The sequence below is a fragment of the Arachnia propionica genome (assembly GCF_037055325.1).
Classification (GTDB): Bacteria; Actinomycetota; Actinomycetes; order Propionibacteriales; family Propionibacteriaceae; genus Arachnia.
This window is the reverse complement of record NZ_CP146373.1, coordinates 246,089-258,882: the sequence shown is the minus strand read 5'-3', so window position 1 is coordinate 258,882 and position 12,794 is coordinate 246,089. Positions and strand designations below refer to the sequence as shown.

The 12,794-nt window shown below is 61.3% G+C and carries 12 protein-coding genes; 2 read left to right on the top strand and 10 right to left on the bottom strand.

The features are described from left to right. Positions 1-27: 27 nt before the first annotated feature. Entirely contained in the window at positions 28-921 is an 894-nt protein-coding gene (locus V7R84_RS01105; protein ID WP_338571158.1) for an aldose epimerase, read from the top strand. On the opposite strand, the gene rny is transcribed toward V7R84_RS01105, so the two are convergent. From rny to V7R84_RS01085, 4 genes are all read right to left on the bottom strand, one after another. Then, positions 915-2,522: a ribonuclease Y gene (rny, locus tag V7R84_RS01100; protein WP_338571156.1), complete on the bottom strand. Its 1,608-nt coding sequence runs from the start codon at positions 2,520-2,522 to the stop codon at positions 915-917. The two genes, V7R84_RS01105 and rny, sit on opposite strands and share 7 nt — an antisense overlap. A 162-nt stretch (positions 2,523-2,684) precedes the next feature. Continuing rightward, positions 2,685-3,209 (bottom strand): regulatory protein RecX, encoded by a 525-nt coding sequence (locus V7R84_RS01095; RefSeq protein WP_338571153.1) that lies wholly within the window; start codon positions 3,207-3,209, stop codon positions 2,685-2,687. After that, positions 3,187-4,224, bottom strand: a complete 1,038-nt coding sequence (gene recA, locus V7R84_RS01090; RefSeq protein WP_338571151.1) for a recombinase RecA — start codon at positions 4,222-4,224, stop codon at positions 3,187-3,189. The genes V7R84_RS01095 and recA overlap by 23 nt, the downstream gene beginning before the upstream one ends. 333 nt (positions 4,225-4,557) lie before the next feature. Continuing rightward, a complete protein-coding gene (locus V7R84_RS01085; RefSeq protein ID WP_338571149.1) occupies positions 4,558-4,752 on the bottom strand; it encodes a DUF3046 domain-containing protein in 195 nt (64 codons plus the stop codon). Between the two features lie 331 nt (positions 4,753-5,083). Here V7R84_RS01085 and V7R84_RS01080 point away from each other — a divergent pair, with 331 nt between their 5' ends. Further along, positions 5,084-5,863, top strand: a complete 780-nt coding sequence (locus tag V7R84_RS01080; protein ID WP_338573764.1) for a DeoR/GlpR family DNA-binding transcription regulator — start codon at positions 5,084-5,086, stop codon at positions 5,861-5,863. Positions 5,864-5,875: 12 nt separating this feature from the next. Here the strand turns inward: V7R84_RS01080 and pgsA are convergent, their stop codons facing one another. From pgsA to V7R84_RS01050, 6 genes are all read right to left on the bottom strand, one after another. Beyond that, positions 5,876-6,469, bottom strand: a complete 594-nt coding sequence (gene pgsA, locus V7R84_RS01075) for a CDP-diacylglycerol--glycerol-3-phosphate 3-phosphatidyltransferase (protein WP_338573763.1) — start codon at positions 6,467-6,469, stop codon at positions 5,876-5,878. Continuing rightward, the gene (gene rimO / locus V7R84_RS01070; RefSeq protein WP_338571147.1) at positions 6,466-7,875 is read right to left on the bottom strand and encodes a 30S ribosomal protein S12 methylthiotransferase RimO; all 1,410 of its coding nucleotides are present in this window, start codon (positions 7,873-7,875) and stop codon (positions 6,466-6,468) included. The genes pgsA and rimO overlap by 4 nt, the downstream gene beginning before the upstream one ends. Positions 7,876-7,892: 17 nt before the next feature. Next, on the bottom strand, positions 7,893-10,376 hold the full coding sequence (locus V7R84_RS01065) for an FtsK/SpoIIIE family DNA translocase (protein ID WP_338571144.1): 2,484 nt from the start codon (positions 10,374-10,376) through the stop codon (positions 7,893-7,895). Positions 10,377-10,484: 108 nt separating this feature from the next. After that, a complete protein-coding gene (locus V7R84_RS01060) occupies positions 10,485-10,697 on the bottom strand; it encodes a TOBE domain-containing protein (protein ID WP_338571143.1) in 213 nt (70 codons plus the stop codon). An 11-nt stretch (positions 10,698-10,708) separates the two neighbouring features. Beyond that, on the bottom strand, positions 10,709-11,632 hold the full coding sequence (locus V7R84_RS01055) for a thiamine-phosphate kinase (RefSeq protein ID WP_338571142.1): 924 nt from the start codon (positions 11,630-11,632) through the stop codon (positions 10,709-10,711). Further along, positions 11,632-12,744: a D-alanine--D-alanine ligase family protein gene (locus tag V7R84_RS01050; protein ID WP_338571140.1), complete on the bottom strand. Its 1,113-nt coding sequence runs from the start codon at positions 12,742-12,744 to the stop codon at positions 11,632-11,634. The genes V7R84_RS01055 and V7R84_RS01050 overlap by 1 nt, the downstream gene beginning before the upstream one ends. Positions 12,745-12,794: the final 50 nt, after the last annotated feature.

Sequence of the window (12,794 nt, the reverse complement as noted above, 5' to 3'; positions counted from 1 at the left end):
TGTTGACACAACCTCTAGTGTTGATTCATGGTCTTCCCAACAGGCGAGCAATATGAGATCAACGCCGGGAGTTACAGCGCCGTGATCACCGAAGTGGGTGCCAGACTGCGCAGCTTCACCTTTGACGGAACAGAGCTCCTTGCAACACATGGACCCGACCAGGCCCCGAAGGGCTGGGAGGGAGCACATCTATTTCCTTGGCCCAACCGACTCCGGGACGGACGCTATCGTCTCAGTGGCCAGGAGTTCCAGCTGCCCATCAACGAACCGGCCCGGAACAATGCGAATCATGGCCTCAACGTGGGGTTGGCGTGGAAATCCCTGGCACATTCCGGAGATTTTGTTCGACAGCGGGTCGTTCTCTGGCCCCGACGCGGCTGGCCCGGGATCCTTGCCGTGGAGATCCTGCACCAGCTAGGTGCAGGAGGCCTCAGGGTGGAGGTCACCGCCACGAACATCGGAACCTCACCCTTTCCCTGGGGGTATGGCGCCCATCCCTACTTCCGTTTCGATGACATCTCGAATGTGAAGTTGACCGTGCCGTTCGACGCGGAACTGACAGTCGATCCTGACAGGCGACTCCCCATCCGGCTCGGTCCCGTAACACCCGCACACGATTTCCTCCAGCCCCGCGCCATAGAGACAACTGTCCTGGACACTGCCTTCACTGATCCCCTGACCAGAGATTGGGTCATCAGTCTGAGCGGCGACGGTCGCACGATCGACGTGTGGGGTGAAGCGACCACCCAGTGGGCGCAAGTGTTCACCGCGCCGCACCGCGACAGCATTGCGGTGGAACCGATGACGTGCGGTCCTGACGCCTTCAACGAAGGGCCAACGTATAGGGACCGAATTATGCTGCGCCCGGGTGATTCAGCGAATGCGGTCTGGGGCGTGCGCGCACATGGGCACGCTCAATGAGCCAACTCCGTGGCACGTGACTCACGCACCACCGTGATACGAATCTGTCCCGGATAGGTGAGATTCGCCTCCACTTCGGCCGCGATCTCACGCGCAAGCACCCGACTCATCACGTCATCCACGACCTCGGGAGCAACCATGATCCGAACCTCCCTTCCCGCCTGCATCGCGTAGGCGCGGGTCACACCTTCATGAGCCATGGCGATGGATTCAAGATGTTGCATCCGCTCCACGTAGGCCTCCAGCGACTCACGCCTCGCTCCTGGGCGTGACCCAGAGATGGCGTCTGCAGCCTGGGTAAGGATGGCCTCAACGGTACGGGGTTCCACCTCATTGTGATGCGCCTCGACGGCGTGAACGATGTCGGGATTTTCACCGTGACGACGCAACAAATCGGCTCCAATAATCGCATGAGGCCCTTCGGACTCGTGAGTGAGAGCCTTGCCGATATCGTGCAGAAACGCTGCTCGCTTGCACTGTGCAATGTCGAGCCCCAGCTCAGCCGCCATGACCCCAGCCAAGTGTGCGCACTCGACCAGGTGGGCGAGAACGTTTTGCCCGAAGCTGGTGCGGTAGGCGAGGGAACCGATCACAGGCAGCAACTCCGGATGAAGATCAGTGATCCCCACCTCCAGGAGGGCCTCGTTTCCCGCAGCCCTGATGCGCTCGTCCAGGACCCGGATGCTACGGGCGTGCACCTCCTCGATGCGTGCCGGATGGATACGCCCATCAGCCACCAGATCCATGAGGGTCAATCGTGCAGCTTCACGCCTCACCGGATCGAAACAGCTAAGCAACACGGTTTCCGGAGTGTCATCCACCATCACATTGACACCAGTGATCTGCTCGAAAGCCCTGATGTTACGACCCTCACGCCCAATGACTCGCCCCTTCATCTCGTCACTGGGAAGATCGACGCTCGAGACCACAGATTCACTCGTCTGTTCAGCAGCACATCGCTGAATAGCGGTCACGACTATCGCACGGGCCCGCTGATCGGCTTCCTTCTTCGCTGTTTCCTCGATGTCACGCGCCAAAGTGGCTGCTGCCAAACGAGCCTGTCTTTCGACGTCGGCCATGAGTTCAGCCTGAGCAGCGCTCGCCGTCAGCCCGGCCACTCGTTCAAGCTCTGTGGTCGCTCGTTTCTGCTCCGCTACAAGTTCCTCACGCTGTTTCCTGAGGTCCGCACGCTGCCGTTCGAGGAGTTCCGACCGTGTGGCGAGTCCCTCTGCTTCTGCTGCGAGCCGGTCCTCCTTCTCGTTGAGGCGCTCTTCCTGTCGCTCCTGCGCGCTGCGTTGCTCGCGAAGCTCGGCCCTTTGCGCTGCGATTGACGCGTCTAGTTCCTCTCGGCGCCTGTCGATGTCCGCCCCCGCTTCCTGAACCCATTCCTTCGCCTGCTCAAGTGTGCGTGCTGCATCCGCCCTGAGCTGCTCGGCCGCCTCGATTGCCTGCTTGCGAATCGATGCAGCGTCTGAACGGCTCCGGCGCTCGATGCGGGCTCTCTCCTGAATAAATGAAAGAGCAACCCTCCTCTGTCGCCAAGCGAGAATCCCCAAGATGACGCCCAGCAGCCCGGCGATGAGCCAGCCCAGCCATTCCATGGCTACCCCTTTGCACCTGACGAAGTGACCTGGAGGTTCAGGGCACCCCGAACTGCTGAACGGCAGACGTGAGCACGTCGTGCCGGGCCGCGCACGGGCCCATGGGACCAACCAAGATGTCTCGAACCGTGAGTCAATGACCTTACGACCGCCAAGGCTAGTTCACAAGGCCATGTCATCCGTGTCGGGGTCCGTTTCCCCAAGCACCTCATCGAGGACTGACGACACCACGGATCCCCTGAATCCTCTGCGCCCAAGCGCCCCGAACAGACGCCGGCGCGCGACTCGGGAATCCAGTCCGGCCAAGGCACGAGCACGACGTTGCGCAAAGGCTCGCGCTGCCTCCAGCTCCTCCTCATGCCCCACCTTGGATAAAGCCTCCGTCGCCGCATCCTCACCCACCCCGCGACGTCGCAACTCCGTCCGAATCCGGGCGAGGCCGTGCTTGTCTACCTGAAGCCGGGTCCGCGTGAGCGCATCCGCGAAAACGGCATCGTCCAGCAACCCGACTTCGCGGAAACGCCCGATCAGTTCTTCGGAGATATCCTCCGGCACGCCTCGAGCATCCAGTCGCTCCCGAAGTTCTGCCTCCGAACGACTCCTGAGATCTAAAAGTTTGAGCGCTATTCGTCTAGCGAATTCGATCTGCTCCGCACGGCTGGTTTCAGGACACAACCTTGACCTCACCTGTTTCGGGATTGATCGCACCTTCCGCTACGCCAAGAACGGCTCGAATCCGGCGTTCGATCTCCTCCGCAATTTTTGGATTGTTCTTCAAGAAGTTCCGGGCATTCTCCTTGCCCTGCCCCAACTGGTCGGCTTCATAGGTGAACCAAGCACCTGCCTTGCGGATGATTCCATTGGTGACACCCATGTCGATCAGGCTCCCCTCCCGCGAGATCCCCTCTCCGTAGATGATGTCGAATTCAGCCTGCTTGAAAGGTGGGGCGACCTTGTTCTTAACCACTTTCACTCGGGTCCGGTTACCAACCATCTCCGAGCCGTCTTTCAGCGTTTCGATCCTCCTGACATCGAGACGGACGGAGGAGTAAAACTTGAGCGCACGCCCCCCCGTGGTGGTCTCGGGAGATCCGAACATCACACCGATCTTCTCACGCAGCTGGTTGATGAAAATAGCAGTGGTGTTGGCAGATTTCAGGGCTCCGGTCATCTTCCTGAGGGCTTGGCTCATCAAACGCGCCTGAAGACCGACGTGCGAATCTCCCATCTCGCCCTCAATTTCAGCGCGCGGAGTTAGCGCGGCCACCGAGTCGATGACGATGAGCGCCAAGGCGCCTGAACGCACCAAAGTGTCTGCGATCTCGAGGGCCTGCTCTCCATTGTCCGGTTGGGAGACCAAGAGCTCATCGGTGTTGACACCGAGCTTTCCCGCATAATCTGGATCCAACGCATGCTCCGCGTCGATGAAGGCACAGATCCCACCCTCAGCCTGCGCATTCGCAATGGCATGGAGAGCAACGGTGGTTTTTCCCGAAGACTCAGGACCATAGATTTCGATGATCCGACCTCGCGGCAGGCCACCGATCCCCAAAGCCACATCCAAGGCGACACTCCCGGTGGGGATGACGTCGATGGGCAACCGGGTATCTTCCCCCAGACGCATCACCGATCCCTTTCCGTGTACCTTCTCGATCTGAGCGAGGGCGGCTTCAAGCGCCTTGGCGCGGTCCGCAACAGCCATGGTGTGATTCCTTTCGATTCCCCGAGCCTTCCTTCAGGCCCAGCTCAACCTTCACCCTCACTGTAGGAATCGGGGGTGACAAAAATTCGGCTCACCTCCAGGCTGTGGAAAACCCGAAGACATACACAGTGTAGCCGAACATGTGTTCGATTGCATCGCGACGTGTCGCGATGACACGTCACAAAACCCCAGGGGATGTCCCGCCGGCCTCCTGCATCCTGCGGACTCGACACGCCAGCCCAATCACACATTTCCCGAAAGGTGCGATCCAAGTCGCCTGTGAAACTGCTCGTGGCAGAGTGCGCGACACATACCTGCCAACGCATCCTGTCTTCAACGCATCGTTGCCGGCAACTCAAGCGCAACCCACACAGCCCTCCAGATCTCTTTGCATGAAACGCCGGCAGCTAAGGCCTCGTCCACAGTGCGGCTCTCAAGTTCTTGTAAAGCAACCGTCGACGCCCAGCTCCGGGCATACTCTCCACCAAGCGCAGCCACGAGTCTCGACCACAATTCCACTTCGCGCATGTAGGCAACCTTACGCAGCCTGCAACTCCCGGACCACGTACACCATCCCGTTCCACACCCCTTGTTTCAGGGTGCTGTTAAATAGCCCATCATGAACAGCTGCGTATCTTAGCATCAGCGACAGCGAAACCCCGTTCGCGAAACACCTCCACAGGATAGGAAATCCGAACATCCAACAATCAAGAAACCTCTTATCCCAAGTGGCTTACAGCAAACCGAGGAAGTTTCTCGTTACACTGACCCACGAACACGATCACCAAATGCTCAGAAAGCGCACGAAGGAGTCGACATGAACGCTGCGGGTACGCATTCCCACAAGCGCTCCGATCGAATGCTCGCGATGCTCGCGTTGCTACAGGAAAATGGACAGATGTCGTTGTCCAGTCTCGCCACCGAGCTGGGAACCTCTGAGGCCACCATCCGGCGCGATGTGGCCGTACTCGCTTCTCAGGGACTGCTGGATCGTACCCATGGTGGCGCCCGTCCAATCCAGGGCAGTCGTGAGCTTCCTGTACGACTGCGGGATGGGCGCAATCAAGCCGCCAAATCTCGTATTGCAGCAGCAGCAGCCAAGCTCGTCCCCGAGGGCAAGCACGCCATCGGTCTCAGTGGCGGAACCACAGCCGCCGAGGTACTTCGAGCCCTGCACCATCGAACAGATTTGACGATCATCACCAACTCGCTGAGCATCGGCTTGGAGGCAGCCGAGCAGGGGCAGAGTCGCGTCCTCATCGCCGGCGGGGTGCTGCGTTCCAACTCCTTGGAACTCGTGGGTTCCTTGGCCGAGGCGACACTCCGGCTCGTGAATGTCGGCACCGCCCTAGTGGGGGTCGACGGACTCAGTTCGTCCGGAGGGCTGACCACCCATGACGACATCGAGGCTCGCACCAACCACACGATGATCGAACGGGCACAACGAGTGATCGCTGTAGCCGATGCCTCCAAGATCGGGCACGTTACCCTAGCGAAGATGGCCGATCTAAGCGAGATCGACATTCTCGTCACCGACTCCAACGCCCCGGAAGAGGAGCTGGCTCACATCCGAGAGTTGGGCGTCGAAGTGGTAGTCGTCCCAGTTCCCGCTGAACCGAAGACCACTACCGGCAGCTGATCGCTCCCGTGTTCACTCGGCGGAGCGCCGTGGTTGCTTCCCCCGGGCACGGATTCGGATGGCCTCGCGAATGTAGTCTGCACCGGTCACCAGCGTCAGGATCAGAGCCGCCCACATCAGTACCCAGGCCAGAAACTGCACCGCTCCCGGCAGGCTTGGCAGCCACGCGAGAAAAACGATCAGGGCCAACGACTGCGTGACGGTCTTCAGCTTGCCACCACGATTGGCAGCCATGATCCCGTATTTCGCAATGGCTGCCCGCAGCCACGTGATTCCCCATTCACGAACCAGGATCAGCACCGTGAAATACCATGGAAGCTCGCCCAACAGGCTCAAGGAAATGAAGGCCGCGCCGGTTAGGGCCTTGTCAGCTATCGGATCCCAGAGCTTTCCGAAATCCGTGATCAAGTCGTAGCGCCTGGCGATGTAACCGTCCGCCAGGTCAGTCAGCATCGCGGCCACGAAGATTCCGGAAACGGTGAAACGCCACCCCTGGTTCGCCGGTTGCCAGAACAACACCGCGACGAACAACGGCACCATGATAATGCGGAGCACCGTGAGCACGTTGGGAACGTTCAGATTACTGGACCGTTTTTCGGTCATCAGGGTTCTCCCACCATGTCGATTCCTGTGGCATCTATGAACTCAACTTCGATGAACTGCCCAATCCGGAGATCGGCTCCGGGAGGAAGCTCCACTACCCCATCAGTATCGGGGCCTTGATGCGGCGCGCGCCCCGACGCCCCGTCGGCATCGGTTTCCTCAACCAGAACCACGCTCCGCTCCCCCACCCTCTCCGCGGCTCGGGACTCGCACACCATGTTGGCGACATCTGCCAGCATCTCCCGCCGCGCTTCCACTTCTGCCTGGCCCAGGTGGGAGTCCAGGCCCTCTGCCTCCGTACCATCCTCATCGGAGTAGCCGAAAACTCCAAGAACATCCAGATTGGCTTCGATGATGAACTCCCGGAGAGTCTCGACGTCCGACTCGGTCTCCCCAGGGAACCCTGCGATCACGTTGCTGCGAATACCGGCTGCTGGTTCGGCCTCCCTGATCCGTTCGATCAGTCCGAGAAAAGTATCCGGGTCACCAAAACGTCGCATACGCCGAAGCACGCCGGGCGCTGCATGCTGGAAGGAGAGATCGAAGTAGGGCACTATTTTGTCGGTGTCGAGCATGACCTCCAACATTCCGGGGCGGATCTCGGCGGGTTGTAGATAGGAGACCCGAATCCACTCCAGCCCGTCCACCCGGGACAACTGGGGCAGCAGGGTCTCCAGGCTTGCGCCGGGGAGATCCTTGCCGTAGCTGGATGTGTTTTCGGAAACCAGCAACACCTCTTTGACTCCCTGTTCCACGAGCCAGCGCGCCTCGGCGATGATGTCGGAGACGGGACGCGAGAGGTAGGCGCCTCTGAAAGCAGGGATGGCGCAGAAGGCGCAGCGTCGGTCGCATCCGGAGGCTATCTTCAAGGGAGCCGTAGGCCCTGATCCCAGGCGGCGACGGGTCACGCGCGGCCCCGTTGCAGGGGCCAGTCCCTCAGGTAAGGGGGTGTGTCCCGGTGTCACAATCCGACCGGCGGCCTGCGGACGGTCCACTGGCGTGAGCGGCAGCAGTTCCCGTCGATCTCTCGGGATGTGGGCCTCGTGGCTGCCTCCGGCGAGGATCACTCGGAGCCGATCAGCGATATCCGCGTAGTCATCGAACCCGAACACCGCATCAGTCTCGGGAAGGGCCCCCGCAAGCTGTACGCCGTAGCGCTCAGCCATGCATCCCACCGCCACTACCACCTTCGTCGTGCCGGTTTCCTTGAGGTCGGCGGCCGCCAGCAGCGTGTCAACGGAATCCTTCTTGGCCTGTTCGATGAAACCGCAGGTGTTGACCACCACGGTCTCTGCCTCCGCCGGGTCATCCACCAGGACGAATCCCCCCGCCGCCAGCCGGCCCGCGAGTTCCTCAGAATCAACGTCGTTGCGGGCGCAGCCCAACGTCTGGATGTGGACCTTGTTCATGATCTTCCCAGTATCACTCACCCGGCTCCGAGGGAAGCGAGCAGGTCATCAAGATTGTCAGGTTTCACTAGCACGTCGCGCGCCTTGGACCCCTCCGAGGGGCCCACCACTCCGCGGGATTCGAGGATATCCATCAGACGTCCCGCCTTGGCGAAACCGACGCGCAGCTTGCGTTGCAGCATCGATGTGGAACCGAGTTGGAGCTCCACCACGAGACGGGCCGCGTCCAGCACCAACTCGAGATCGTCACCGATGTCATCCACGACCTTCTTCTCAGCTGCTGCCGTGGTCACGTCCTCCCGATAAGTGGGCTGCAACTGCCCCGAGATATGGGCAACGATCTCGCGAATCTCGGATTCGTTCACCCACGCGCCCTGCACACGAATTGGTTTGCCAGCCCCCATGGGCAGGAACAGCCCATCACCCTTGCCAACCAGTTTCTCTGCACCCGGCTGGTCGAGAATCACCCGCGAATCGGTCATGGAGGATGTGGCGAAGGCCAGGCGTGAGGGCACATTGGCCTTGATCAGCCCGGTCACGACGTCTGTGGAGGGCCGCTGCGTGGCCAGGACAAGGTGAATACCCGCAGCTCGCGCCAACTGCGTGATCCGCACCACCGACTCTTCCACGTCCCGTGGGGCGACCATCATCAGGTCGGCGAGCTCATCCACCACGACCAACAGGTATGGGTAGGGAGCCAGCACCCGCTGGGACCCCTCGGGAAGTTTGACCTGTCCGGCCTTGACAGCCTTGTTGAAGTCGTCAACGTGTCGGAACCCGAAAGCAGCCAGGTCGTCGTAGCGCATATCCATCTCGCGAACCACCCAGGCCAGGGCTTCCGCCGCTTTTTTCGGGTTTGTGATGATGGGGGTGACCAGGTGCGGAATACCCTCGTACTGGTTGAGCTCCACCCGTTTGGGATCCACCAGCAACAACCGCACCTCCTCCGGGGTGGCTCGCATCATGATCGATGTGATCAGCGAGTTAATGAAACTGGACTTGCCAGACCCGGTGGCACCCGCCACCAGCAGATGCGGCATCTTGGCCATGTTGGCCAGAACGAACCCGCCCTCGACATCCTTTCCCAGTCCGACGGTGAGGGGGTGATGATCAGAACGCGCCTTCGGGGAACGCAGCACATCCCCGAGACTGACCACCTCCTTGTCGAGGTTCGGGATCTCGATCCCGATGGCGGACTTCCCGGGGATCGGCGTGAGGATACGGATCTCATTGCTGCCGACGGCGTAGGCAATGTTGTCGGCCAGTCCCGTGACCTTCGAAACCTTGATGGCATTGCCGAGTTCGACCTCATAACGGGTGACTGTGGGACCTCGTGTGTACCCGGTGACCCGGGCATCGATACTGAACTCCTCGAGAGTGGCAGCGAGCTGCCGCACGATCCGGTCGGAGGCTTCAGTCCGAGCCTTCGGACGGGTTCCGGGTGCGAGCAGCGATTCATCCGGGAGCTGATACATGATGTCACCACTGAGCTGTAGCTGCTCAGCCCGCCCTGCCATGGGGGTATGCACCGGCGGGGGCAGGTCGGGTTTCTCCTCCGCACGGGGAACAGTGGGGACATGGACCTGCGAGTCATCCAGTTCCATACCGGACTCCAAGGAGTAGTCCTCGTCCGCCTCGTAGTCGTAAACCGAATCCTCATGGGAAGGATCGTCCTTCTCGGTGATCAGCGGGGTGTCGTAGGGCACGTCGACGCCGAGTTTCAGCTTCTCCTGTGGCACCTCCGGGCGTTCCACCAACGATGAGAAGGCCGCCCGGATCCCGGCAAGGACCACTCGCAAGGGTTTACCGATCACGAAGAAAACACCCAGAAGAGTGACGACGAGAAGCACAGGAACCGCGACCCATGCCGAGGTCAGGTCGGCGATGAAACTACTCGCCAGAAAACCGAGCACCCCGCCTGCACGCTGCAGCTCCGCCATCTGGTCCGGGCGGGGCAGCCCACGTGAAAGATTGATGAGCCCGAGCGCACCCATGGTGAGAAGGAACCAGCCCAAGCCCCTGCGGGAAGCCCCGTCCAGGTCCCTCGGGTGTCGCAGGACCCGCCAGGCACCGTAGAACAGAACCGCTGGTATCAGTGGGGCAGTCATTCCGAACAGGGTCGAGGTGATAGCCCCTATGCTCTCTCCCACAGGCCCCGGCAACATGAACCAGGCTCGTGAGGCGAATACGAGAGCGAGCACCAGGATGAACAAACCCGTGCCATCCCGGCGTCGCTCGGGCTCGACGTCCTTCTCCACTCCCCCAAAGCTCCTGGCGAGCGCACCCACTCCGTGGGCAAGCCCTCGAAGCATCCTCCCCACAAACTGCAACACAGGATTCGGTTCCGTGGCCCCTCGGGTATCGGATGAATTGACAGCCGGTTTTCGGGTGTCGGATTTCTTCGAACCACCGCGGGATGCGGTGCTCGCTTTCTTGGTCCGTTGCCCGGCACCCGACTTGCTGGAAGAACTCCTGGCAGAGGAAGAGCCGCGTGTCGCCATAATTCCAACCTAGTCCAGAGGGCGTATCAGATGCGAAACCCACTCCGATGACCCACCCGCTCAGTACCCCATCACGCGGATTCCCAAGGGATCGGAGGGAGGAACTTCTCAGTCCTGCACACCTACCATCACGGAGGACGATTTAATCACGGCGACCGCTTTCCCGCCGACCGTGAGCCCGAGATCGCGGATGGCCTCGTTCGTGATCGAGGAGCTGATAACTAGTCCCGGCGCGACCTCAATTTGGACGATACCGTTGACGACTCCCTGTTCGATGGAGACAACGGTTCCCCTGAGCTGGTTGCGAGCGCTGATTCTCATCGATTTTCCTTTCAAGCGAAGTGATCCCAGCCGACGCTACCCGCCCAGGGCATGCCGTCCACAATCACTTCCGCACCTGAGGTCACCGTGCCGATTCGTAGCCAGCCCTGCGGAAGCTCCACCTGTGCGGGGAAGGTCGCCACAAGAGCGTGATCCTCGCCGCCGGCAAGAACGAGACCCAGCGGATCCTTGCCCGTGGCTGCCGCGAGACGCGCCAGGCTGTCGTGTATCTTCAACGCCGCGGTTCTCACATCGATACCTACCCCGGAGAGCTCGCAGATGTGCCCGAGGTCCTGCAGCAGACCGTCGGAAATGTCGATCATCGCGGTGGCCCCGGCTTCCGCGGCAGCCTTTCCCTGCCCGTAGGGGACTGTTGGGCACTGCTGTTCCAGAACCAGGTCCTTGGGAGAACCGAAGCCCCGTTGCAAGACCAGCAGGCCGCCCGCCGAACAGCCGAGCCGACCGCACACCGCAACCTGGTCGCCAATCCTCGCACCCGCCCGGGTGATCGCGGGGCGCCCGGACAAGTTTCCCAGAGCGGTCACCCCGAGCGCGATGTGCGGCGACGAGGACAGGTCACCGCCGACAAGGCTAACCCCGGCCCGGGCGCACTCTTCAACCACACCCTCCTGGAAGTCGCTGACCCAGCGTCGGTCCAGGTCTCTCGGGAAGGCCAGCCCGATCACCACCGCGCTGGGTTCGGCCCCCATGGCCTCGACATCCGAGACATTGACCGCCACAGCTTTCCTACCGACCTGGAAGGCGGGCGACCAGGAGCGTTTGAAATGGACGTTCTCGATCAGCACATCGGTAGTGATGACGATCTCGCCGCGCGGCACCAGCACCGCCGCGTCATCACCAGGGCCCAACCGCACATCGGGGCCGAATGCCAAACCATCGGTGAGTTCGGCGATCATCTCGAACTCGGCGCTCATCAACGCAACCCCACCGGGCGCTCGAGGGCGAGCTCAATAAGCCTGGTGACCAATTCGGGATACGAAATACCAGTTGCCTGCCACAAGGCCGGATACATCGAGATGCGGGTAAACCCTGGCATGGTGTTCACCTCGTTGATCCACGCCTGGTCCTCGGTGGCGAAGAAATCAGCACGCACGAGGCCCTCGGCGCCAAGTGCATTGAAGGCCCGGCAGGCCAACCTCTGGAGTGTGGCAGCCAGTTCCGGGGTGGTCCTGGCAGGGGCGTCGAGAGCGGCCCCGTCATCATCCAGGTACTTGGTGGCGAAGTCGTAGAAACCATTCCCGTCCTGGACACGGATCTCACCGACCACCGAGGCCTGGCATCCCTCAGGGGCATCAGGGTCACCCAGCACCGCCACCTCCAGTTCCCGAGTTCCAACGAATCCCTGCTCGAAGATCACCTTGGGATCATGGCGCTGCGCCTCCGCTATGGCGGCCTCCAGTCCGGACGGATCGGTGACCCGGGTGATTCCAATGGAGGAGCCTCCCCTCGCAGGTTTGACGAACACCGGGAAGCCGAGCCCGGCCACCTCGGCCAGCACGGCCTCACGTTCGAGGCGCAACCGACGTTCCGAAGCGACGACGTAGGGACCAACAGGCAGCCCCGCCGCCTCGAAGGCCAACTTCATGAAGTGCTTGTCCATGCCCACCGCGGAGGCCAGCACCCCCGGTCCGACGTAGCGGATACCCATCATCTCGAACATCCCCTGGATGGTGCCGTCCTCGCCGTAGGGGCCGTGCAGCGGGGCAAAGACGACATCCACTTCCTGGATGTCCACCAGCTGGTCGCCGACCCGGGTCGCGATCTCGCCCCCGTGCTCACCGATCAGCCAGACCGCATCGTGTTCCGGTTCCGGAACCTCCGGGGTTGCGCCACCGGAGATGCGGAGATCTGCAACCTCCTCCAACGACATCCGGGACCACCGACCGCTCTTCGAAATACCGACGGCCACAACATCGAACCGTTCCCGATCGATGGCTCCGAGCACGCTGGCTGCAGTCAGACAGGAAATGCCGTGTTCCGATGATCTTCCACCGAAAACCAGGGCAATTTTGGTTCGTTCCGACACCGGGGCCTCCTGAGCTTGACTGCCGATTCATCCAACTTGTCACGGCTCCC